This is a genomic window from Snodgrassella sp. ESL0304 (assembly GCF_013344995.1).
Lineage (GTDB): Bacteria > Pseudomonadota > Gammaproteobacteria > Burkholderiales > Neisseriaceae > Snodgrassella > Snodgrassella alvi.
This window is the reverse complement of the sequence record NZ_JAAEDR010000013.1, coordinates 179,082-201,824: the sequence shown is the minus strand read 5'-3', so window position 1 is coordinate 201,824 and position 22,743 is coordinate 179,082. Positions and strand designations below refer to the sequence as shown.

The following is a 22,743-nucleotide window of genomic DNA, read 5'->3' as shown; positions in this document are numbered from 1 at the left end:
GAAGTTATTGGTTTCAAGCTGGCTGGTACTTTTTCAAATAATAGTAAGCGATGCTTTTATCTGGATATCTGTGTTAACTTAATAAAATGTGTTTATATATTCGGTAGTAATCAGAAAAAAGTATGTACAAAGGATAGTTTATCTGTCGATATCTAAATTTTTATATTAAAAAATTAATATTTTCATTGTGTTATATTCTTGTGACTGGTTTGGTTTATATTTATGGCTGCCTGCTTGAATCTGTCAGAAAATAAAACCTTTAGTTCAGCCAAACTTAAAAAGAATACCCTCTGAACCGGCAAAATTATATAGAATACCGCATGTGCAGCAAAAATGCTGGGTATGAATGTAGAAAGGAATGAAATATGAGTTTACCTGATGTAGCCTCAGCGCATCGTGAAGAATTGCAGGATTTTGAACGTGCAATTTTAGCCAGTCAAACACAGATTGAATCATGGTTTCGTGCTCAATGGCGACATCACCACGCTCCTTTTTACGGTTCTGTGGATATTCGTAACAGCGGATATAAATTAGCCAGCATAGATATGAATCTGTTTCCGGGCGGATTTAATAATCTGAATCCCGTTTTTCTTCCGCTGGCATCAGTAGCAGCACAGGATGCCGTAGAACGTGCCTGTGCTGATGCACAATCAGTTTTACTGATTCCCGAAAATCATACGCGCAACACTTTTTATTTACAAAATGTCTATGCGCTGTATTCTATCTTGCGCCATGTCGGATTAGATGTTCGTATCGGAACCCTGAATCCTGAGATTACAGAGATTACTATACTGGAAACAGCGCTGGGTGACCACATTACGTTGGAACCTGTACAGCGACAGGGCAATCTTTTACAGCTGGCCGACGGTTTCACCCCTTGCATGATTCTCCTGAATAATGATTTATCTGGCGGTGTGCCGGAAATATTGCAGGGTCTGGAGCAAACATTATTGCCTCCGTTAAAAGCTGGGTGGACTACAAGGCGTAAAAGTACACATTTTCAGGCCTATAATCAGGTAGCTTCTGAGTTTGCACAATTAGTAGGTATAGATGAGTGGACAATTAACCCTTACTTCGAAGTATGCAGTGGTCTGGATTTTACCAGTCATGAAGGAGAAAACCGGCTGGCTGAAACTGTAGAAAGATTATTGCAGCGTATTCAGCACAAATACGATGAATTAGGTATTCAGGATAAACCATTTGTTATTGTTAAAGCCGATGCCGGTACTTATGGTATGGGTGTCATGAGTGTGCATTCTGCTGAAGAAGTACGCGGTTTAAATCGTAAAAAACGCAATAAAATGGCTAAAATCAAAGAGGGCCTGGAAGTAAGCGAAGTAATTGTACAGGAAGGAATTTATACTTATGAAACCCTGAATGGGGCAACAGCCGAGCCAGTGGTATATATGATGGACCGGTTTGTCATTGGTGGTTTTTACCGGGTACATCAGGATCGCGGACCAGATGAAAATCTGAATGCAGTTGGTATGCATTTTGTACCATTACAATGCAATATTGCTTCTCTGGATACTCAGAGTGCTGAAGAAGCAGCCAGTAAACGGGAATTTAAACCATGGGAACAGCTGGGCATACCACAAACAGAAAATGTTACTCAGGCCAGAGATTGTGAAAGTATCCGCTTATATGTTTACGGAGTGCTGGCCAGACTGTCTCTTCTGGCTGCAGCTATTGAGTTGGAAAATATGTCTGAACCGGCGGTTTAATTTATCCGGATCGATTATATGATTTGCTGAATGTTAAAAGTATGAAAACCGGCCTCAGTATTAATAAAAATTTATTTTTAAAGTAAGTGTTTATAATGAAAAAAATTCGTGTTTTAACTGGTGTAACGCCAAGCGGAATTCCGCACCTGGGTAATTATGTTGGAGCAATTCGTCCGGCAATACAAGCAAGTATGAACTCAGAAGTAGAATCTTTTCTGTTTTTATCTGATTATCATGCGCTGATTAAATGTCATGAACCTGAAAAAGTACATGAATCTACCAAAGCAGTAGCAGCAACCTGGCTTGCCTGCGGTCTTGATCCGGAACGGACAACTTTTTACCGTCAGACGGATATTCCTGAAGTAATGGAATTGAACTGGATACTTACCTGTAATACAGCCAAAGGTTTGATGAACCGGGCACATGCCTATAAAGCTGCGGTACAGGAAAATGCAGAAAAAGGGCAGGAAGATCCGGATCACGGAGTTGAAATGGGGCTGTTCTGTTATCCGATGCTGATGAGCGCGGATATACTGATGTTTAATGCGGATAAAGTACCGGTAGGACGTGATCAGATTCAGCATCTTGAAATGGCGCGCGATATTGCCGGTCGATTTAATCATCGTTATAAACCGTTATTTACGTTACCGGAAGCTGAAATTGATGACAACGTTGAAACTCTGGTAGGGCTGGACGGCCGGAAAATGAGCAAAAGTTATGGCAATACCATTCCATTGTTTGAGTCTGAGAAAAAGTTGCAGAAAGCTGTTAATAAAATTGTTACCAATCTGAAAGAACCCGGTGAAGCCAAACAACCGGATGAAAGTCCGCTGTTTGATATTTATAAGGCATTTGCGACTCCGGCAGAAACTTTACAGTTTACTCAGATGCTGGCTGACGGGCTGGCCTGGGGTGAGGCTAAAAAAATTCTGGCTGCAAAAATTAATGAAGAACTGGCTGAAAAACGTGAACGTTTCGAGCAGCTTAACGCACAACCATCCTTAATTGAGGATATTTTGCAGGCTGGAGCAGTAAAAGCACGTCAGACAGCAAAACCTTTGCTGGAAGCTGTACGTGAAGCTGTGGGTATCCGCTCACTCAAATAAATAACGTGGTAATTATCCGGACGGGAATAATTTTATCCTGGCCGGATAAAAATTCTAACAGGTAAATTCAATGAAAATCTTATTTATTGCAGATCCGATGGCGAGTTTCAAGACTTATAAAGATACGACTTATGCCATGATGCGCGAAATGTCTCAGCGGGGCTGGAAACTGTTTCACACCTTAGCCGGTAACTTGAGTGTGCAAAATGAGTATGTGACAGCAAAGGCAGATGAATTTGATTTTATTGAAGCAAAAGATAAATATGACCATGCATGGTTTAATGTTTTATCTCAGCAGCAATATCCCTTAAATAGTTTTGATGCAGTAATCATGCGTACAGATCCGCCTTTTGATATGCAGTATCTGTACGCTACTCATTTGCTGACACTGGCTTCTACTCAGGGTGCGCATGTATATAACAGTGGTCAGTCTATGCGTGATTTTAATGAAAAACTGGCTATTCTGAATTTTACTGAGCTTACCGCACCAACACTGGTTACTACCCGCGCTGCAGACATACGTGAATTTTTAACCCGGCATCATGACATTATTATTAAGCCTCTGGATGGTATGGGAGGAATGGGTATCTTTCGTCTGACGCTAAGTGATCCCAATATCGGCAGTATTCTGGAAATGCTGATGCATCTGGATAGTCGAACTATCATGGCACAACGTTATATTCCGGAAATTGTGCATGGTGATAAACGTATATTGGTTATTGGTGGAAAAGTCGTTCCGTATGCGTTGGCTCGTATTCCGCAGCATGGTGAAACGCGCGGAAATCTGGCTGCCGGAGGAAAGGGTGTGGCTCAGCCATTGAGTCAACGAGATCAGCAGATTGCAGAAACACTTGCTCCGGAACTGGTACGCAGAGGGATTTTACTTGCCGGCCTAGATGTTATTGGTGATTACCTCACTGAAATTAATGTAACCAGCCCGACAGGTTTTCAGGAAATTACCAGTCAGACTGATTGTAATGTACCGGCACTTTTTGCTGATGCAGTGGAAGAAGCCGCCCGCTTATATGGCTCTCCGGTTTGATACTTAAAAACTCAGTTAAAAATTCAATATAACAAGGATAATATCTGATCATGCCTGAAAATAATCAATCGTTTGCAACATCGATTAAAGGTAAAAAGGGCTTGCGCCGTATATTCAATGCCTATGGTTATTCTCTGGCGGGTTTGAAGGCAGCTTGCAGTGAATCGGCTTTTCGCCAGCTGCTGGCATTAAATAGCGTATTGATTGTACTTGTATTTGTGCTGGATTTTGGTAGCCTGACACGAATGGTATTAATCATGGCATCGTTTTTAAGCTGGATTGTGGAATTATTTAATACTGCTATTGAAGCTGCAGTAGATCATACTTCGCTGGAAAAGCATCCTCTGGCAAAGCGAGCCAAAGATACGGCTTCAGCCGCTCAATTGTTAACCATGCTATTGCTGGCTGTATTATGGTCAATGGCATTGTGGAGTGACTATTTTGTAAACTGGTTTTAAGTCACAATTAAATTTAGGATAAGGGCAGAATAATTACATAATAATGACAGCCTGATTCTGAAAAATATTGCCAAACTATTTACATTTTCTTCATATAGCAGAATATATACATATCTGGCAGATATACTGAGAAGGAAAGGGCAGATAATGCATTTTTTGCTGATTTTATTACCGGTATTTGGTATTTTCGTCACGGGTTTTATCGCTCAGAAGACATTGAAATTTGATATTGCCGGTTTATCAAAAATGTCTTTGTATATTCTGTCTCCCTTTCTGGCTTTCAAAACTTTCTATAATCACCCGCTAACTAGTGCTTATGTTTATTATGCTTTTTATGTTCTGGCATTGTGTGTCGGGCTGATTATACTGGTTTATCTCTGGTCGGCATTTTGTCATTATAAAAATCAGGATAATTGTGCTCTGATTCTGGCTTCATGCTTTATGAATAACGGTAATTATGGCACTCCGGTAATTCTGGTATTTTTTGGTAGTGCCGGTTTTGATATTGCTGTTATTCTGATGGTATTACAGCAATTTATTATGAGCACCATCGGCACTTATTATGCAGCTAAAGGCAGTAGCGATGTTGATGGTATTAGCCAGAATACCGTACTGAAAAAAGTCTTACGAATGCCGATTATTTATGGCGCATTGTTCGGATTAATATTTCAATTACTGCATATTCCTTTAAGTAAGGAAATTATGCTGGCAGTGGGTATGATCGGGGATTCATCTATTCCGGTAATTATGCTGATTCTGGGCATGCAGCTGGCTACATTGCATATCAGGCAGATTGAAACAGCCAAAATCAGTTTTGCGCTGGTTATCCGATTACTGATTTCACCTCTGTGGGCAATGCTGCTTGTATATTTTATGCCAATAGATCTAATGGCTAAAAAAGTGCTTATAGTGCTGGCGGCAATGCCTACCGCGGCTAACACTACATTACTGGCTGTCCAGTTCAATACCAGACCACAGCTTGTATCTACAGCTACCTTTATCAGCACGGTTTTAAGTTTAATTACTTTGCCTGTTGTTCTGATGCTGGTTCAGCCCCCAGTTATGCATTTATAAATAATATAAATAAAATTCTTACAAATGCTTCTGGTTGAGATATCTGTATTTAATAACAGTTATTACCTGATGTAATAACTGTTATTACGGCTGCTGTAATGCACTTTTACCTGAGAACTGCTATAAAAATAAAAAATTTAATACTGAATCAGGTTTAATGATATGAAAGTCAGTCAGCTGCAAAATTATCAAAGTATCTTGTATTTATTAATCACGGTTGCAGGCTGGGGAATTATGTATCCTGCCTCAAAACATGCTGTTTCTTCTGGTATTGATGGTTATTATCTTACCTGTATTCGCTATGTGCCTGGTGCCCTGCTGGTTAGTCTGGTATTGATTATTCAGGAAGGAAAACAGAGTTTTCGGACAGAAAATAAAACTTTGCAGCTTTGGTTTTTCGGTAGCGTCGGTTTTGCCGGATTGAATTTTTTTACATTTATCGGTATAGGATTCTCATCAGCCGAACATGCAACGATTATTCTGGCTTTAATGCCTTTATTATCCCTGATTTTATTTTCAATAATTCATCGCATTTTGCCGGATTTTCGCACAATCATCTGCATGCTATTGGCTTTTACTGGCATTGTTCTGGTGATTACCGATGGAAATTTTAACCATTTACTTGCCTCATCAAGTTTTATCGGCGACATATTATTACTCACAGCAACTGTTTGCTGGGTAATATATACTTATTTTGCCAATACGATGATTTCAAAATATGATTGGAGTGCATTGCGTATAACCGCTCTGAGCTCTTCATTAGGAATGTTAACCATCATAGCAATAACTATGATTGCGACTTTGCTGGGATATGCCGGCAGACCGGAAATGAAAGCCATATTAGCAAGCAGACTAGATATTTTTATACTGATTATCACTGCGCTGGTTATCATTAGCTGGAATGCCGGTATTAAAGGTCTGGGTGCAGTTAATGGTATTTTGTTTGTTAATCTGGTACCGGTTATTTCGTCTGTTATCGGAATTTTTCAGGGGCATAAAATTTCTGTAGTGGAAATGTGCGGTATGGCTATAACTTTGGTCGCGTTGGTGCTAAATAATATTTTTATGCGAAATAATCAACAGACTAATGATTAGATTCAAATGATTTAAAGCATTATCAGAATGAAAAAACGTTTAAAAAGCATGCATATAGCTAGTCTTGAATTGTTTTTGACGGCTGCTGAAAATGAAAATTTTTCTACAGCTGCACAATATCTGAATATTACCCCGGCAGCAGTCAGTCGTTCAATTAAGCGGCTTGAGGAAAGAATAGGGGTTGAATTATTTAGTCGCAATACCCGTAAAACAAAATTAACGCCAGAAGGACGAATTTATTATACAAAATGTACTGAAGTTCTGGAGTCATTAATCAGTACCGAAAAGGCACTGAAAGTAAACAAAGAGGCAATTTCCGGTAAATTGAAAATAAGCGTTCCGGAAACTTTTTTTAATTATAAAATAATACCTTATGTAAAATGCTTTTGTGCACAGTATCCGCAGCTTAAGCTTGACTTTCATGTAACAAACCGCAATATTGACTTTGTAACGGAAACTTATGATATTGCTGTAAGACTGATTCAGCCGGATACCAGACTGGAACCATTTTTAGTTAAAAGGAAATTATATTGTGCCACATCCGGTTTGTTTGCCAGTCCTGAATATTTGTCTGAGAATAATATAATATATGAACCGGCTGATATTCAAAATCATAAGTGTATCAATTTCAGTATCAGCCAGAATAATAAAAAATTTTCATGGAAATATATAGATAAAAGCACAGCACACAGTAATGGAACTGATCAGATACACGTATTTGACAGTATGCTGGCAACAAAATTTCTGGCCATTAATGGCAATGGTATTGTTCAGCTTTTTCGATTTGCTGTTCAGGAAGAGTTACAATCCGGCAAGCTGGTCGAAATATTACCGGAATGTTCTCAGGATAATCAATGGGAGTTTTGTTTTCTTTATCCGCAAAGCAATAAAAATTCGGCAAAACTACGGGTTTTTATTGATTATTTCAGTAAACAAATAAAATAATCAGTTTTTCTGCATAATTTATATAAACAGATTTATTTATCTGGATAGGTTCTGTTTGATAAATTGACAAAATCTTTTGCTGCTGTTTTCTCTTGCCGGCAAAATAATCGGACTATTTGGGTTAATTGTAAATAAAATAGCTGGTTTAGTGATCATTAACGCCTGTTTTCAAGATAATTGTATTTTTTCCGGATAAAGATATTTGCTAATTAGTTCAGTGCAGAACTTATCGTTACGGTGATAAATCGGTATCATAGCTGCTTAAACCAGTTGTGATGACAGACTGAATGGCATATGACTAAACTAAAATTTACTAAAATGCATGGTTTGGGTAATGATTTCATGGTGATAGACGGAATTAGCCAGAAATTTTATCCGGATACAGCACCAATCGCTGCATGGGCTCAGCGCCATACAGGGGTGGGATTTGATCAGCTTCTGCTGATTGAAGCACCGCAGACACCGAACGCTGATTTTCGTTATCGTATTTTTAATGCAGATGGCTCCGAAGTAGAGCAATGTGGTAATGGTGCACGCTGCTTCGCCCGTTTTGTTTATGATAAAGGATTAACCAGCAAAAAACAGATTGTGGTAGAAACTGCCGGTGGAATAATTGTGCCGCGATTGAATGAAGATGGGCTGGTAACAGTGGATATGGGTATACCGTTGTTTGCACCGGAACAGATTCCGTTTGCGGCTATTGATGAAAATGATGCCAAGAGTATCAGCCATGAACTGGTTGTCGGAACTGATACTGTTAGTGTGACCTGTATCAATATGGGTAATCCGCATGCAGTGATAGTTGTAGAAGATATTAATCATGCGCCCGTGCACCGGCTTGGTGCAGCCATCGAAAGTCACAGACAGTTTCCTCAGCGGGTTAATGTCGGATTTATGCAGATAAAAGCGCCACGAGAGATTTATTTGCGTGTGTTTGAACGAGGTGTCGGAGAAACACAGGCTTGCGGTACCGGTGCCTGTGCTGCGGTTGTAGCCGGAATCAGTCTGGGCTTACTAGGTGATGATAAACCGGTACAAGTAAATTTACCTGGCGGGCAGCTATCAATAAGCTGGCAGCAGAAACCTGATGCGCATGTCTGGATGACCGGCCCGGCAGAGACTGTATTTGAAGGAGAGATAAATTACTTATGAGTATTAAGGAAGCTGAAGTACTAAAATTTTTACATGCACAGCCACAGTGGTTATACGAACATGCTGCTGAATTTAATCTGCGCCCGATTGAAAGCAAAATATTGTCATTTCAACAGGGCAAAATGCAGGTAATGCAGCAAAAAACTGAAAAAATGGCCTCACAGCTTATTCAAATGCTGGGTGATGCTGATGCTAACCATACATTAATGGCCAAATTCATGGCGTTTACTCAGCGTCTGCTTATCGTCAATACTCTGGCACAATGGCAGCGAGCCATCAGTGATGGATTAAACAATGAATTTACTTTACCTTATCATGCACTAATCATCACTGCAGATATTCCTAAAAATGTTCGTGTACCTGTAAATTTACATGTGAATGAGAAATTTAAGGTTATTGGTAAAAAATTAACTGCTCCTGCTTGTGGCGCTTTACCGGTTGCTGCTTTACTGGAATTATTGCCTGAACAACCGCGACTGGAAAGCTTTTTGCAATTACCTTTACGCTGGAAAGAACAGACGCTGGCTATTCTGGTAATTGGGCATGAAGATGAAGTACATTTTTCCCCTGATATGTCTACTGAATGGGTTGCTGCTATAGCTGATAATATGGCGGCTGTGCTTGCACGTTTGCTGAAACTGGTGCGTTAATGGGTACGTTAATCAGTTATGCAGTTGTATTGGTATATACAGGAGTATTTGTCTGGCAATGCTATAAATACCGTATTTATGGCTGGCTGGTTGTTTCACTGGTACTCTGGATAATTCTGGCCGCAATGAGTAGCCTGATATTACCGGGTATTGCTGATTTATTTAAGCCACTAAATCTGTATTTGATGCCAGTGTATATCTTACTCGGTTCATGTTTTGCTCTGCATCGGCGCGATCAGCTGAAACAAAGTGCATATTTAACTGCGTTGCTGTATGGTGGCTGGTTGCAGTTTAGTGCCTTGGTTGTTTGTTTGGTTTTGGTATTATGCTTAGTGAAAAATGTTATCCTGCAAATTCCATTACTGGTCACTTTATTCCAGATGTTTGTCTGGCAACCGGTTTTCTGGATAGGAAGTCAGTGGATAATAATGCTTCTGCTATTTTTACGCAGTACAGAAACTGAAAAACCTCTCTGGAGTGTACGAACTGTATTATTTTTCTGTTTATTTGAACAGTTGTTATATTTAATGATGAGTTTCAGAGGCAAACTGTAAAAAAGTTTTAATCAATACAGATTGCTTGAATAATTTTATTATATTGCTCGATACGATTAAACAACAAAAAAGCCAGACTTTCCAGTCTGGCTTTTTTGATTTTTTGTGCTTAGTTAGAAGCAGCAGAAGCTTCAGAAGCTACAGCAGGAGCAGAAACTTCAGATGCCGGAGCTGGAGCTGGTTCAGAAGCCGGAGCTGCTTCAGAAGCTGTAGCAGGAGCAGAAACTTCAGATGCAGCAGATGCAGCCGGAGTTTCATTTTTATCATTGCAGGCAGCCAAGAACAAAGACATCAGAGCTGCAGCAACTAATAAAGATTTTTTCATGATTATGTACCTTAACTTGTATCAAAAAGTATTACTTTAGTGATGGAAATCCAGTTTTTGCACACTATATCATTCGTCAATAAATAGCTATAGTGCGCATAACTTGTGCAAAGCGAATTATGCCCCGCCTTGCAAACTAATGCAATCAGCCAAGTGTGTATTTTCGTTAAATAAGTAGTTTCTTTGATACATGTATATAGTCGAAAACATGGATTGATAGTGTATTTACTTCTACCCGCGCCCATGGAAAGGTGTTGTAATTTAAAATATAAAGTATTGATAAATTTTAATAAAAATAAATATTAAGCAACAATATTGTTATTAAAAAGTAATTATGTGCTTAAATTATTAATAATCGAAACAGTTGCTTTTTTACAACAAATTTACATGTTTGTTGTTTTATATACTCAATATCTGATTAGCGTTTACTAACAGTGGTGATATTTGATGAAAAGCAATAGAAAAAATCAGCTATATTTTACTGATGGGTTTAATTTATACATAACTATATAATATTTATATTTTTTTATTTAAATATAAATTATTAATATCGTTGTGACTGTAATTCTACGATGGATAATTTATATAGATTGTTGAAAAGCATATCTGATAACAGATATATTTTGATTCCTTCTTGAAGGCTTGAAGTGCTGATTAATTTCTTGCTGTTATATTTATAGTTTTTACGGTTTTTATTGTGAAGTATTAATTGGTAGTAAAGATGTAAGTCGTTTGAACTTTTTAAGTAGAGTGAAAAACGGTTTTCAAATAAACAAAATTTACATTAAATACTTTTATAAGTTAGAGGTAACTACGAGTAAGTTTAATTTACCTGCTTTCATCAATAATTTATTATTTGATCAAATGGGTTCGAAATTAATTCTATATATAATATTTTGTCTGCTTGATTACTAAATTAAGATATAAATTCGTTAATCAGTGTAGTCGATATATCTAGTCATTGTTCGATATAATGCCAGTTTTTATTATACGGTATATGTATATTGTTTATGTCTGCCGTAGATTTAGTTATCATTGTTTCAATGCAGGAAATCGACCATGACAGAATCCATAGAACGTGAAAGCATGCATTATGATGTAGTGATTGTTGGTGCCGGACCGTCTGGATTAGCTGCTTCCATACGATTAAAGCAACTTGCAGCTAAAGAGCAACGTGACATTAGTGTATGCATTGTCGATAAAGGTTCTGAAGTGGGGGCGCATATTCTTTCGGGAGCCGTCATTGACCCGCGTTCATTATCTGAACTGATTGAAAACTGGCAAGAAAAAGGCGCACCTTTAACCTGTGCAGTTAAAGAAGACCGGCTGCTGTTTCTGACTGAAAAAAAAGCTTATCGTTTACTTACTCCGTCCAGCTTTAATAATCATGGTAATTATATTATTAGTCTGGGGTTGTTTTGTCGCTGGCTGGCACAGCAGGCTGAGGAAATGGGAGTAGAGATTTATCCCGGTTTTGCAGCTGCAGAAGTTCTTTATCATCCTGATGGTTCCGTACGCGGAATTGCTACCGGTGATATGGGACTGAATAAAGACGGACAACCGGGAAGTAATTATCAGCAGGGTATAGCGTTACTGGCAAAACAAACTATATTTGCTGAAGGATGTCGAGGCTCGCTTACCAAAGCTTTAATTCGGCAGTTTCAGCTGGATAAAAATTGTCAGAATCAGACTTATGGAATCGGTATCAAAGAATTGTGGTCTGTTGCCCCAGAAAAATCCAAACCGGGCACAGTCATTCATTCAATTGGCTGGCCGCTAGACCGGAAAACTTATGGTGGTTCATTTCTTTATCACTTAAATGATAACAAAGTTGCTGTCGGGTTTGTGATCGGACTGGATTATCAGAATCCGTATATGTCACCATTTTCTGAAATGCAGCGCTATAAAACCCATCCGGCTATCCGTGAGGTGCTTGAGGGTGGTACCCGTATTGCTTATGGGGCACGTGCATTAAGCGAAGGTGGATTGCAAAGTTTACCTAAACTGACTTTTCCGGGTGGCGTGCTTGTCGGTGATACTGCCGGTTTTCTGAATGTTCCCCGAATCAAAGGCATTCATGCGGCAATGAAGTCAGGTATGCTGGCAGCAGAAGCTATTGCTGATGTATTAAAAGAGGAACATGTCAGTGATGATAGTAATACTGAAGCAGTGAAATATAGTGAATTGTTTCGAGACAGCTGGCTGTATCATGAGTTACATAAAGTACGAAACATCCGGCCGTCATTTAAATGGGGGCTGTTTGGCGGTCTGGCCTATAGCGGACTTGAAGAATATATTTTCAGAGGTAAGGCACCGTGGACGCTACGTCATCAAAGTCCGGATTATGCATCTTTACGAAAAGCACAAGAATGCCGGCCTATTGATTATCCCAAAGCCGATGGTAAATTAACCTTTGACCGTACGAGTAGTGTTTATCTTGCCAGTATCAGCCATGATGAGAATCAACCCGTACATTTAAAATTGAATAATCCTGAGCTGGCGATATCTGTCAATTATCGTGAATATGGCAGTCCGGAAACACGCTATTGTCCGGCTGGTGTTTATGAAATTGTAGATCAGGCCGGTGAACCGCATTTACAGATTAATGCGCAAAACTGCGTGCATTGCAAAACCTGTGATATTAAAGACCCTGAACAGAATATTAACTGGGTTTGTCCTGAGGGTGGAAGCGGACCCAATTATGCAGAGATGTAAGAAAATAATAATTTATTTTAACTGAATCTATTTAATTAAACAGGCTGGCAATTATACTATTGCCAGCCTGTTTAGGTTTAATGTTCACGTTCGTGAAAAAATGCATAAGTGGCATCGTGAAATAATTCTACTTGCGGATTTTCCTCATACTGTAATTCCGCAATTTCATTATCAAAAGCCGCGCGTATGGATTCAGTAGCCAACTCAGCTATGTCTGCAGGCAGCGCACGCAGCAGACCTTTAATTGCGGTGGCCAGCACCCGGTTTTGCATAATCAGAGCCTCGTTGCTTTCTTCCAGAAACTCTATTCGCTGTTCAATGGTACTCATGTGTTATTCCTAATTTAATTGAACACTATGTAGTTTATTTTAGCATTTTCACCTATAAAAGTTGCTATAATTACTCAGCTATGGCTTACATAAAAATATGCACAGCCAGTTAAAATATACCGGACTGATCGGAAGTGGGGGCATGGTGAAAAATCAGTATGAACAACAAAATCAATTTGTTTTTACTTTGAGTGATGATCTGCCTGAACAGCAATCTGTCGCTAATCCAACTGTCAGCCCTGCAAAAATGGCTACAGAGACTATGCCCGAATGGGAGCGAAGTCTTGAGCAGTTGCGCCAGCACAAAAAAAAGCAAGATAGCCGGTCAAACCGTCAGGAAGAAGTCATATCAGATGCACCGCCGTTATCTATACCTAAAACCAGAAGACGTTCGCATGATTTCAATGTGCCTCCGATAGTTACCAATACGATAAAAAATCGTAACAGACAAACTGAGCCAGAGCCGAAAACGGTATCCACATCCCAGCCTGCTGAAGTTTTACTTGATCCAGTACAGCGTGAGCGGGTTTATCGGGCTTATCTGAAACAATGGCAGCAGCAAAGTACACTAGAAGCGCAAAAGCAGGAATCTGCATTAAATGATACAGCCTTGCTTATTCAGGAAGACTGGCTGGCCGCACAAAACTGTTTACAAAGCGCTCCTGTTGATGAAAATCTACCTTCAAGCTGTACTATCCAGCTAAAAGGCAAACAGTCTACTGTTATACCAACAGAAGTAAGCCGGCAGAAAACAGAAGATGAGCTTTCTGCTACCAGCGATAATGGCCAGCCAATCATTCATGTACATATGCATGTCATAGAACCGCGAGGTACAGCTAACAGGGCAGTAACCTGTATTTCCGAGCAGGCTTTACTGCAACAGTTAACTGAAAAATTACGTCCGCATCTTACTGATGTATTAGCAGGTATGGTTCGTGTTGCCGTACAAAAGCATACAGCTGGTCTGGTGACCACATTACAGCGTGAATTAATGGCCGAAGTACCCGGAGCAGTAGAGGATGTATTGCAGCATAATCTGACACAGGTTATGAATAATTTTAAGAAAAAACAACGCTAAATCAGGCCTTGCTTTAATGTAATATTTATCGATAATGCAACTGAGTACACTAGCCATTCAAGTGTACTCAGTTTAATAAAGTAGTTAGAAATCCAGAAAATTTAAAGAATTGCACCTACAAAGTATATACATAAGTATTTATTACTGTTTTACTAAATCAACTATTTTATTGCTCAAATAAACGCATTGCCAGCAAACCATGTGCCATGGTTGCGCCTGCTTTTACAGAAGCTGAAATTGAAATTAATTCTGCTAATTCTTCTTCACTTACTCCTGCTTGTTTTGCTCCTTTAATATGAACATCAATACAATATGCGCATTGTGTAGTGAGTGCTACAGCTAAAGCAATTAACTCTCTTGTTTTTATCGGAATATTTCCTTCTCTGCGTTTGATGGTTTTATGGTCAAAATCTATAAATGCCTGTGTTTCTTCGGGTGCATATTTTAATAATGCAGCAGTGTATTTAAAATCATTGCTTGATTGATATTGATTAGTCATTTTATCTCCCAGTTTAAACTTAAAACTAACATTCCTGATAAATTCTCTACGAAAAGAACAAAGCTATTATGTTGTCTATAAATTATTGAATTTAAATTTTTTATAAATTAATTTTTTCTTTTACCATTAATCTGGCACGGTGTAAGCGACTTTTAACTGCTTCAACTGTGATGCCAAGCTTTTCAGCTACTTCCGGCGTGGAGTACTTCTGAATATCTCGCAAAATCAACACCTGCCGGTAAATCAAAGGTAAAGAAATAATTGCATTAGTTAGATCTATTTTAAGATCGATATCTGTAGAAGATGCAGACAGCTTATCAATATCTGCCCGGGCTTCAATGTTTTTGGATTGTCTGACTTTAAATAAACGATAACATTCTCGTTCTATAATTCGAAATAACCAACTTGTAAAAGAAGAGATAGTTTTCAGCGTACCGATTTTTTTATGTAACTGCCATAATGTGAATTGCACAGCATCTTCAACATCTTCTGTTGTGGAACAAGTTCGTCTGGCAAATCTTCTGATGTCAGGTTGACATACTAACAATAACTGATTAAGTGCATGTGCATCACTCAGACAGGCACATTTAATGAGTTGCTCTCTGTTTTGTTTCATTTTTTATCCACTGTATCCTGCTTAAAATTAATGCTGAATAAGCCTGAATAAATATCTATTTTTATCAACATATCTGTATAGAGTGCTAAATATACAGAATGGATTCAAAAATTTTGATTAAATTTTTAGAACGAAGTTTATTATTCAGACTGAATTGGAAAAATCTAATATTGAATGAACATTGATTATTAAAATTTTTTTATAAATATCTGATTAAAAATAAATCTGAGAGAAGATAATTGATTATGTGGTTTGACCGAAATGCGGCTAATATCAATTTTTAAATCTTTTATTAATTTATTGAGATACAAAAATTAATCTCGAAGAAGAAAATAAAATATAAATTATTTTAGATAAAATCTGAATATTTTTAATATTCAATTCAATTATTAAAAGCCCCATTAAAAATTTCAGGTATAAAGCGCAGAAATAACTTGGGGCTCAATTAAACAGATATTATATTTATGGTCAAAACTATTATATTAACAAATAAATAAAATTGGATAGCAATGGTGAGTATAGAGCGATTATGCTATACTGCGTGCCATTCAGAGTATTCTTAATCGGAAGCCAGTATAGCTCAGTTGGTAGAGCAGCGCACTCGTAACGCGAAGGTCGTAGGTTCGATTCCTATTACTGGCACCATAAGATAAAATAAATCAATTAGTTACAATTATTTTATCCCTAACTCGTGACTACCAGTCTATTCACAGCAGCTACTTTTAAACCTAATTGTTCAGCTTATAGTATATCTATATTTTTGATTTATGCCATTGTATCAAAATCAAGTAAATACGATATTTGCAGCATTATTGAGCGATTTGATGCAAATAGATTAAGTGCCAGCAAATCTTATTTCTGGCACTATGATGCAGATATTATAAAAAACAAATAGCAAGCTTTATTAGAAATAAAACCTAAACTCGAAGGTAATCTATTCCGTTTTATTCAAACGTGCATAGCGTTGCGCCAGTACTGCACAGATCATTAGTTGTAACTGATGAAAAATCATCAGTGGTAATAACATAATGCCTACTATGCTGGCAGGAAAGAGTACATTGGCCATGGGTACGCCATTTGCCAGACTTTTCTTAGAGCCGCAAAATACAATAGTAATTTCATCAGCACGGTTAAAGCCCAATGAACGGGCAACCAGTGTATTAATGCTGATAACCAGAAACAGAATCAACAGACTCAGAATCACAATCATACCAATTGAGCCTAGATTAACTTTGTGCCATAGTCCTTCAACAACAGCATCACTGAATGCTACATAAACGACTAAAAGAATCGAACCGCGATCAGTCCGGTTTATCCATACTTTATGTTTATGAATCCAATTTGCAATTAATGGTCTGGCCAGATGGCCTAAAACGAACGGCAGCATTAGCTGTAATAAAATCGATTCGATAGCAGCTGTTGTGTCCACGCTGTTGCCACTGGTGGGCATCATTAGACCAACCAGTACAGGTGACAGGAAAACGCCCAGAATACTGGAAGCAGATGCACTGCATACTGCTGCTGCAACATTTCCGCCGGCAACAGAAGTAAAAGCAATTGCGGACTGTACTGTAGCCGGTAATGCGCACAAATACAGAAAGCCCAGATACAGTTCGGGAGAGAGCCAGTGGGGAACCAGTATACGCAAACCTAAACCGATTAGCGGAAATAAAATAAATGTGCTGCAAAATACAACTAAATGTAATCGCCAGTGTCTGATACCTTCTGTAATCGCCTGCCGTGACAGCTTTGCACCATGCATAAAAAATAGTAAGGCAATGGCAACTGTGGTCAGATAACTAAAAAATGTTTTTGTGCTGCCCTGACAAGGTAAAACAGTAGCTGTACCTACAACCGTTAACATTGCCAGCAAAAAGGGATCTATATAAAATTTTTTAAGCAGGTTATTCATTGGCAACAACCAGTTTGTGCTGAGTTTGTGACAAAAGTCATCATTTTAGCTTAAATGGTTGAATAAAAAACAGCCGGTGATTAAGTTAAAAAATTTAATTTGATTTTAAAATTACTTTTTAAATTTAAGAAATCTGGAAAAAAGTATTAAATGAAATTTAATAACGACTATTTGTAGTGTCATTCAAAACAGAGTTAAATTTATTCTATAAAATCCGGGAAAATTTACATTACACAATCGCTTTAATCATAATAAAACCAGATAAACATACTTATCCGGTTTCATTAAGATAATTGTTAATTTAAAAAAATGAGTTGAGTCCCAAAAATATCAATACAGATAAAACTGCAGCAGAGGGCAGGGTAATCACCCAGGCCAGTGCAATTGGTTTCATCAATTTCCAGTTGGCATTACGATTAACCAGTCCGATACCCAGAACGGCACCAACCAGAATATGTGTACTGGATACCGGTAGCCCCATCAGTGTCGCCAGCATTACAATAGCTGCAGAGGAAAGCTCTGCTGTAAAGCCGGATGCAGGATGCATTTTGGCCAGATTGGTACCAACAGTCTGGATGACTTCTTTGCCGATAAACCATAAACCAACAATCAGTGCCACACCAAATGTTATCATCACTGGAGCCGGAATCATGGCATTGGCATCTATACCAATATCACCGGTACGGATAATATCCATAATGGCGGCAAACGGGCCAACTGCATTGGAAATATCATTAGCGCCGTGACTAAAAGCAAAGCCGGCAGCAGTAAATACCTGCATCCAGCTGAACATCAGAAAGGTTGATTTGCTTAAATCTTTGCGCCTTAAGGTTTTGGCGTAAATGAATGTGGCCATCCAGATTAATGCGCCAATCATGATGATTAACAGGAAATTGGTAATCACAGATAAACCAAGGTGCAGATTAGTCAGCCCTTTAAATAACATCATAGCGGTAATCATCATGCCGCCACAGGCTGAAATTAAGGGTACCCAGCTATGCAGTGCCTTAAATGCGTCGATGTTATTTTTACGGCTTTCGATATCTGCCAAACCTTTATAGTAATCTGATTCGAGCTCTTCGACGCTATAATCAGGATCACTGTAATTTTCGGCATCACGGGCTATAGCAGAGGAAATGCGAATTTTCTCGGTTTCACTTAGCTTTTCAAACCAGATTTTGTGTTTTTCTTTATATGCTTTTTTTTCCTGCTTAATTTCTTTTAAAGCTATAACCATCCGGTCATTGTAGTCCAGTACATGCTTTTTTATCTGGCTGAACAGGATATAAGAAAATGCACCTCCTAAAACAGGTGAGATAACCCAGGACAGACCAATTTCTCCCATTTTGTTCCATTGAATTAAATCCAAAGCGCTGCCATTACCCGTTATCAAATAGCCTAGACACAATCCGCCACCCACCAGTCCACCTATCAGCGAGTGTGTTGTTGAAACCGGTAAACCTTTTTTGGAAGCAATTAACAACCAGATTGCCGCCGCCAGTAATGCTGCCAGCATGACATTAATGCATTGTGAAGGTGTTAAATGCATGGCACCAAGGTCTATAATGCCGTGACGAATTGTTTTTGTTACTTCGCCGCCGGCAATAACCGCACCAGAAACCTCAAAAACAGCCGCTATACCCAATGCCTGCGGTATTGTAAGGGTTCCGGCGCCTACACTGGTACCAAAGGAGTTGGCAACGTCATTGCCACCGATGTTAAATGCCATGAAGGCGCCAAACAGAGTGGCAATAACAAATAATAATGGAGAATGATGGTTGGTATATCCAAGCCCCCAATAAATAAAGTATGCAATTGTGCCGAATAATAATGCAGCAAAAGTATAATTAACCCGGGTGATCAGGGGAGAGCGAACAGAGGATGCGTCTGAGGCCATAATATATTTGTAAAAGTGGAAAATTCAGTACAGACATCTGCAAACATTATTGTGTGTATGCAGTGCTGCGTGAAAAAACTATCATTATAAAGATTTTTATTTCAAAAGGAATATTTTATGTATGCAAATTCGTTTTTACCTATAGTTGCTCCGCTGAAATTCTATACTGTTGTTCCTACTGCAGATTGGGTAGCGCGGATGGTCGATGCAGGGGCCAATACTGTGCAGCTGCGTAATAAAACTCTGATTGGTTCAGCATTGTACCGTGAAATTCAACGCAGTGTCGCTTATGCAAAAGATACACCTACACAACTATTTATCAATGATTTCTGGTGGGAAGCCGTAGATTGCGGTGCGTATGGGGTGCACCTAGGACAGGAAGATCTGGATAGTGCTGATTTAGTAATGATTCAGAGTTCAGGCTTAAGGCTGGGGGTAAGTACACATTCGCCAGCAGAACTGAGTAAAGCATTAGCAGTAAAGCCAAGCTATGTAGCCTGCGGGGCAATTTTTCCTACTACAACCAAAACTATGCCTACTGAACCTCAGGGACTGGACAAATTAAAGCAATACGTGATTCAAGCCGGAAATACACCTACAGTTGCTATTGGTGGAATTGATTTAAATAATGCACGCGATGTACTGGCTACCGGCGTAAGCTCTCTGGCTGTAGTTCGTGCTGTTACTGAATCAGCTGATCCTGAAAAAGTAGTAAAAGACTTTCAGGCGCTTTGGAATAAATAAAGATTTACCAGTATTTTGTAAACTAAAGTAGTTTTATCAGGGTGAGCAGGGGATTAGGTTAAGCACAGATAATCGCTGCATCAGGTCTGTTGCAGAGGTAATGCCTGATGTCAGTAAAGTATATAACTGGTGAAATTGCTAACAAGCAGAAGATATAGGCTATACTCGCAGTACTTTTATCTGATTGACTGATAATTGATTGCTGCCAAATATTATGTCAAAAATTTTTCTTTCTGAACCAAAAACTTCTAAACCGGCAATTGGTGTTTTATTGCTGAATCTCGGTACACCTGCTGCACCTGAACCTCAGGCTGTACGCCCGTATTTACGCGAATTTTTATCCGACCAGCGTGTAGTCGAATTACCGCGTTTTTTATGGCAGTTAATATTACGCGGGATTATTTTGCCTGTTCGCGGGCGTAAAAGTGCCCACGCGTACAGCACCATCTGGCAGGAGGCTGGTTCTCCTTTATTAATCGGAACACAACTACTTAGTGCTTCTTTAGCCAGTGCTATGCCAGACGGTGTTATTACCCGTTTTGCTATGACCTACGGACAGCCCAGCGTAATTGATGTTATGCAGGAAATGAAACAGCTTGGTGTGCAGAATTTGCTGGTGTTGCCGTTGTATCCGCAATATGCGGGTTCCAGTAGTGGTGCTGCACTGGATCAGGTATGGCGGGTGATGCTTAAGCAGCGTGTACAAATGGCAGTACGAAGTATCACCGGCTTTTATGCAGATAACAATTATATAAAAACACTGGCCAGACATATTCAGACATACTGGCAAAAGCATGGCAGAGGGCAATGTTTATTAATAAGCTTTCATGGTATACCAGAGGCTCAGCATCAGGCTGGCGATAGTTATGTTGAGCATTGTAAAACCACGACCCGTTTACTCACAGAAGAACTTGGTCTGCAAGCAGATGAATACCGGCTGGCATTTCAGAGCCGCTTTGGCTATGCACCCTGGGTCGGACCAAGTACTCAGGATTTGCTTATCCAGCTTCCTCAGGCCGGAATCAGCAGACTTGATGTCGTATGTCCGGGTTTTGTTACTGATTGTCTGGAAACACTTGAAGAAATCAATATTCGCGGTAAAGCAGACTTTCTGGCGCATGGCGGAAAACAGTTTCAGTATATTCCCTGTATGAATAGTGAGCATGAATGGGTTGAAATACTGGCTCCGCTAGTGAAGCAGCATTTACAAGGCTGGCTGTAAATTACACAAATATCTGAAACGGATAATAAAAAAGCCATAGTGTAATATCACTATGGCTTTTTCAGCAGCTTATTTAATTAGCTTCTGCCTGGGGAATAATTCGTGCAATCAGGGCATTATCTTTGCCGAGCATCTGCGGAATTTTTACTTCAATTCCGTTTCCGGAAGCTACTTCTACCGGATAGCCCTTACGTGTCATTGCTTCAAGGCGGATAATCTGATTACCGCCCGGATGAATAATTTCCAGCTGGTCACCAAGGCTGAATTTATTTTTTACCTCAATGGTTGCCCATCCTTCAGAATCAACAGCCGTAACTTTGCCTACATACTGACTTTGTTTTGATAAAGAATGTCCGGAAAGGTAATTCTGGTACTCTTGTGTCTGATGCCGTTCCAGAAAACCAGTGGTATAACCCCGGTTGGCCAATCCTTCGAGTTCTGCCAGTAGGCTATAATCAAAAGGTTTACCTGCAACTGCATCATCAATAGCACGACGGTATACCTGTGCTGCCCGGGCTACGTAATAGACTGATTTAGTCCGGCCTTCTACTTTTAAAGAATCTACACCGATTTCTGCCAGTTTGGCGACTTGTTCTACCGCGCGTAAATCTTTGGAATTCATGATATAGGTGCCATGCTCATCTTCCATTATGGGCATCATATCACCAGGCCGGTTTGCTTCTTCAATCAGATAGACTTTATTTGCCAGCGGGTGACGTTGCTGGTCATTTAAGCCATATAATGCATTATCAGCCAGACTTTTCGCCTGATTAAAGTCAAAATCGGGTAATAATTGAGCATCGCCACTGTCGCTATCAGCCGTATTATGTACTTTATAATCCCAGCGACAAGCATTTGTACAAGTACCTTGATTAGGATCACGATGATTAAAATAACCGGAAAGCAGGCAGCGGCCTGAGTAGGCAATACACAAAGCTCCGTGAACGAATACTTCCAGCTCAATATCCGGGCATTGCTGCCTGATTTCGGCAATTTCATTAATACTGAGTTCGCGCGACAGAATAATACGTTCTATGCCGATACTTTGCCAGAACTGTACCCCCCAAGCATTGGTGGTATTAGCCTGAACGGATAAATGAATCGGTATTTCCGGCCATTTTTCACGCACTTTCATAATAAGACCCGGATCAGCCATAATCAGCGCGTCTGGCTGCATAGCAATAATCGGTTCCATATCGGCCAGGTAAGTTTTCAATTTTGCGTTATGTGGCAAAATATTACTGGCCAGAAAAAATTTCTTTCCGCGTGCATGTGCTTCAGTAATACCCTGTTCCAGTACTGGCAGATGTGCAAATTCATTATTACGTGCGCGCAGAGAATAACGCGGCGTGCCGGCGTAAACAGCATCTGCGCCATAATCAAAGGCTGTGCGCATCCGCTCCAGTCCACCAGCGGGCAATAATAATTCTGGTGCTTTCATGGGTATTTAAACTTTCCTGATTATTTCGAATACATTCAGGCAGCCGGCTTTAAAATAGCCGGCTGCCTGAAAAATATAGTCTATATTGTTAATAGAATTATCCACTTTTTCCTGTATATGGTCAATTGCATGCCATAACCGGCTATAATTGAAAAATCCACATCT

At 39.4% G+C, this 22,743-nt stretch carries 21 protein-coding genes and 1 tRNA gene; 15 read left to right on the top strand and 7 right to left on the bottom strand.

The features are described from left to right. The first annotated feature begins 365 nt into the window (after nt 1-365). The 10 genes from gshA to GYX91_RS06620 all read left to right on the top strand — a co-directional run bounded on the left by gshA (nt 366) and on the right by GYX91_RS06620 (nt 9,800). On the top strand, nt 366-1,724 hold the full coding sequence (gene gshA, locus GYX91_RS06665; RefSeq protein ID WP_174830313.1) for a glutamate--cysteine ligase: 1,359 nt from the start codon (nt 366-368) through the stop codon (nt 1,722-1,724). A gap of 95 nt (nt 1,725-1,819) precedes the next feature. Continuing rightward, a complete protein-coding gene (trpS, locus tag GYX91_RS06660) occupies nt 1,820-2,830 on the top strand; it encodes a tryptophan--tRNA ligase (RefSeq protein ID WP_174830311.1) in 1,011 nt (336 codons plus the stop codon). 70 nt (nt 2,831-2,900) lie between these two features. Next, nucleotides 2,901-3,872, top strand: coding sequence for a glutathione synthase (gene gshB / locus GYX91_RS06655; protein ID WP_174830309.1), 972 nt, complete (start codon nt 2,901-2,903; stop codon nt 3,870-3,872). Nucleotides 3,873-3,922: 50 nt separating this feature from the next. Continuing rightward, nucleotides 3,923-4,330, top strand: a complete 408-nt coding sequence (locus GYX91_RS06650) for a diacylglycerol kinase (protein WP_174830307.1) — start codon at nt 3,923-3,925, stop codon at nt 4,328-4,330. 147 nt (nt 4,331-4,477) lie between these two features. Further along, complete coding sequence (locus GYX91_RS06645; RefSeq protein WP_084548018.1) at nt 4,478-5,404, top strand: AEC family transporter; 927 nt, start codon at nt 4,478-4,480, stop codon at nt 5,402-5,404. A 162-nt stretch (nt 5,405-5,566) separates the two neighbouring features. Continuing rightward, the gene (locus GYX91_RS06640; protein ID WP_174830305.1) at nt 5,567-6,499 is read left to right on the top strand and encodes a DMT family transporter; all 933 of its coding nucleotides are present in this window, start codon (nt 5,567-5,569) and stop codon (nt 6,497-6,499) included. A gap of 27 nt (nt 6,500-6,526) precedes the next feature. Further along, nucleotides 6,527-7,444, top strand: coding sequence for a LysR family transcriptional regulator (locus GYX91_RS06635; RefSeq protein WP_084553453.1), 918 nt, complete (start codon nt 6,527-6,529; stop codon nt 7,442-7,444). A 294-nt stretch (nt 7,445-7,738) separates the two neighbouring features. After that, complete coding sequence (dapF, locus tag GYX91_RS06630) at nt 7,739-8,596, top strand: diaminopimelate epimerase (protein ID WP_174830303.1); 858 nt, start codon at nt 7,739-7,741, stop codon at nt 8,594-8,596. Further along, the gene (locus GYX91_RS06625) at nt 8,593-9,246 is read left to right on the top strand and encodes a DUF484 family protein (protein ID WP_174830301.1); all 654 of its coding nucleotides are present in this window, start codon (nt 8,593-8,595) and stop codon (nt 9,244-9,246) included. Before dapF ends, GYX91_RS06625 begins: the two co-directional genes overlap by 4 nt. Then, nucleotides 9,246-9,800: a hypothetical protein gene (locus GYX91_RS06620; RefSeq protein WP_025330963.1), complete on the top strand. Its 555-nt coding sequence runs from the start codon at nt 9,246-9,248 to the stop codon at nt 9,798-9,800. The genes GYX91_RS06625 and GYX91_RS06620 overlap by 1 nt, the downstream gene beginning before the upstream one ends. A 109-nt stretch (nt 9,801-9,909) precedes the next feature. Here GYX91_RS06620 and GYX91_RS06615 read toward each other — a convergent pair whose 3' ends face one another. Beyond that, nucleotides 9,910-10,125, bottom strand: a complete 216-nt coding sequence (locus GYX91_RS06615; protein WP_025330962.1) for a hypothetical protein — start codon at nt 10,123-10,125, stop codon at nt 9,910-9,912. Between the two features lie 1,059 nt (nt 10,126-11,184). On the opposite strand from GYX91_RS06615, the gene GYX91_RS06610 reads away from it, so the two are divergent. After that, nucleotides 11,185-12,840: an electron transfer flavoprotein-ubiquinone oxidoreductase gene (locus GYX91_RS06610; protein WP_174830300.1), complete on the top strand. Its 1,656-nt coding sequence runs from the start codon at nt 11,185-11,187 to the stop codon at nt 12,838-12,840. Between the two features lie 77 nt (nt 12,841-12,917). Here the strand turns inward: GYX91_RS06610 and GYX91_RS06605 are convergent, their stop codons facing one another. Beyond that, complete coding sequence (locus GYX91_RS06605; protein WP_078474237.1) at nt 12,918-13,169, bottom strand: hypothetical protein; 252 nt, start codon at nt 13,167-13,169, stop codon at nt 12,918-12,920. Nucleotides 13,170-13,266: 97 nt separating this feature from the next. Here GYX91_RS06605 and GYX91_RS06600 point away from each other — a divergent pair, with 97 nt between their 5' ends. Further along, a complete protein-coding gene (locus GYX91_RS06600; RefSeq protein ID WP_174830299.1) occupies nt 13,267-14,247 on the top strand; it encodes a hypothetical protein in 981 nt (326 codons plus the stop codon). A 166-nt stretch (nt 14,248-14,413) separates the two neighbouring features. On the opposite strand, the gene GYX91_RS06595 is transcribed toward GYX91_RS06600, so the two are convergent. Together GYX91_RS06595 and GYX91_RS06590 are read right to left on the bottom strand one after the other, a co-directional pair. Beyond that, nucleotides 14,414-14,746: a carboxymuconolactone decarboxylase family protein gene (locus GYX91_RS06595; protein WP_084562332.1), complete on the bottom strand. Its 333-nt coding sequence runs from the start codon at nt 14,744-14,746 to the stop codon at nt 14,414-14,416. A 100-nt stretch (nt 14,747-14,846) separates the two neighbouring features. Continuing rightward, nucleotides 14,847-15,362 carry an RNA polymerase sigma factor gene (locus GYX91_RS06590; RefSeq protein WP_174830298.1) on the bottom strand — a complete coding sequence of 172 codons (516 nt, stop codon included), beginning with the start codon at nt 15,360-15,362 and terminating at the stop codon, nt 14,847-14,849. A 569-nt stretch (nt 15,363-15,931) separates the two neighbouring features. On the opposite strand from GYX91_RS06590, the gene GYX91_RS06585 reads away from it, so the two are divergent. Then, nucleotides 15,932-16,007 (top strand) — tRNA-Thr (locus tag GYX91_RS06585). Between the two features lie 289 nt (nt 16,008-16,296). Here GYX91_RS06585 and GYX91_RS06580 read toward each other — a convergent pair. Then, a complete protein-coding gene (locus GYX91_RS06580) occupies nt 16,297-17,274 on the bottom strand; it encodes a bile acid:sodium symporter family protein (RefSeq protein ID WP_025330957.1) in 978 nt (325 codons plus the stop codon). A gap of 301 nt (nt 17,275-17,575) precedes the next feature. Then, complete coding sequence (locus GYX91_RS06575) at nt 17,576-19,171, bottom strand: inorganic phosphate transporter (RefSeq protein ID WP_025330956.1); 1,596 nt, start codon at nt 19,169-19,171, stop codon at nt 17,576-17,578. Nucleotides 19,172-19,288: 117 nt separating this feature from the next. Between GYX91_RS06575 and thiE the strand changes: the two genes are divergently transcribed. Together thiE and hemH are read left to right on the top strand one after the other, a co-directional pair. Continuing rightward, nucleotides 19,289-19,915: a thiamine phosphate synthase gene (gene thiE / locus GYX91_RS06570; RefSeq protein WP_174830297.1), complete on the top strand. Its 627-nt coding sequence runs from the start codon at nt 19,289-19,291 to the stop codon at nt 19,913-19,915. A gap of 214 nt (nt 19,916-20,129) precedes the next feature. Then, nucleotides 20,130-21,137 carry a ferrochelatase gene (gene hemH / locus GYX91_RS06565; RefSeq protein ID WP_025330954.1) on the top strand — a complete coding sequence of 336 codons (1,008 nt, stop codon included), beginning with the start codon at nt 20,130-20,132 and terminating at the stop codon, nt 21,135-21,137. Nucleotides 21,138-21,210: 73 nt separating this feature from the next. Here hemH and yegQ read toward each other — a convergent pair whose 3' ends face one another. Continuing rightward, nucleotides 21,211-22,578: a tRNA 5-hydroxyuridine modification protein YegQ gene (yegQ, locus tag GYX91_RS06560; RefSeq protein ID WP_078474241.1), complete on the bottom strand. Its 1,368-nt coding sequence runs from the start codon at nt 22,576-22,578 to the stop codon at nt 21,211-21,213. Nucleotides 22,579-22,743: the final 165 nt, after the last annotated feature.

Excerpts from the sequence above, each read along its gene's own strand:
- gshA (WP_174830313.1), top strand. The coding sequence starts at position 366 with ATGAGTTTACCTGATGTAGCCTCAGCGCATCGTGAAGAATTGCAGGAT.
- trpS (WP_174830311.1), top strand. The coding sequence starts at position 1,820 with ATGAAAAAAATTCGTGTTTTAACTGGTGTAACGCCAAGCGGAATTCCG.
- gshB (WP_174830309.1), top strand. The coding sequence starts at position 2,901 with ATGAAAATCTTATTTATTGCAGATCCGATGGCGAGTTTCAAGACTTAT.
- GYX91_RS06650 (WP_174830307.1), top strand. The coding sequence starts at position 3,923 with ATGCCTGAAAATAATCAATCGTTTGCAACATCGATTAAAGGTAAAAAG.
- GYX91_RS06645 (WP_084548018.1), top strand. The coding sequence starts at position 4,478 with ATGCATTTTTTGCTGATTTTATTACCGGTATTTGGTATTTTCGTCACG.
- GYX91_RS06640 (WP_174830305.1), top strand. The coding sequence starts at position 5,567 with ATGAAAGTCAGTCAGCTGCAAAATTATCAAAGTATCTTGTATTTATTA.
- GYX91_RS06635 (WP_084553453.1), top strand. The coding sequence starts at position 6,527 with ATGAAAAAACGTTTAAAAAGCATGCATATAGCTAGTCTTGAATTGTTT.
- dapF (WP_174830303.1), top strand. The coding sequence starts at position 7,739 with ATGACTAAACTAAAATTTACTAAAATGCATGGTTTGGGTAATGATTTC.
- GYX91_RS06625 (WP_174830301.1), top strand. The coding sequence starts at position 8,593 with ATGAGTATTAAGGAAGCTGAAGTACTAAAATTTTTACATGCACAGCCA.
- GYX91_RS06620 (WP_025330963.1), top strand. The coding sequence starts at position 9,246 with ATGGGTACGTTAATCAGTTATGCAGTTGTATTGGTATATACAGGAGTA.
- GYX91_RS06615 (WP_025330962.1), bottom strand. The coding sequence starts at position 10,125 with ATGAAAAAATCTTTATTAGTTGCTGCAGCTCTGATGTCTTTGTTCTTG.
- GYX91_RS06610 (WP_174830300.1), top strand. The coding sequence starts at position 11,185 with ATGACAGAATCCATAGAACGTGAAAGCATGCATTATGATGTAGTGATT.
- GYX91_RS06605 (WP_078474237.1), bottom strand. The coding sequence starts at position 13,169 with ATGAGTACCATTGAACAGCGAATAGAGTTTCTGGAAGAAAGCAACGAG.
- GYX91_RS06600 (WP_174830299.1), top strand. The coding sequence starts at position 13,267 with ATGCACAGCCAGTTAAAATATACCGGACTGATCGGAAGTGGGGGCATG.
- GYX91_RS06595 (WP_084562332.1), bottom strand. The coding sequence starts at position 14,746 with ATGACTAATCAATATCAATCAAGCAATGATTTTAAATACACTGCTGCA.
- GYX91_RS06590 (WP_174830298.1), bottom strand. The coding sequence starts at position 15,362 with ATGAAACAAAACAGAGAGCAACTCATTAAATGTGCCTGTCTGAGTGAT.
- GYX91_RS06580 (WP_025330957.1), bottom strand. The coding sequence starts at position 17,274 with ATGAATAACCTGCTTAAAAAATTTTATATAGATCCCTTTTTGCTGGCA.
- GYX91_RS06575 (WP_025330956.1), bottom strand. The coding sequence starts at position 19,171 with ATGGCCTCAGACGCATCCTCTGTTCGCTCTCCCCTGATCACCCGGGTT.
- thiE (WP_174830297.1), top strand. The coding sequence starts at position 19,289 with ATGTATGCAAATTCGTTTTTACCTATAGTTGCTCCGCTGAAATTCTAT.
- hemH (WP_025330954.1), top strand. The coding sequence starts at position 20,130 with ATGTCAAAAATTTTTCTTTCTGAACCAAAAACTTCTAAACCGGCAATT.
- yegQ (WP_078474241.1), bottom strand. The coding sequence starts at position 22,578 with ATGAAAGCACCAGAATTATTATTGCCCGCTGGTGGACTGGAGCGGATG.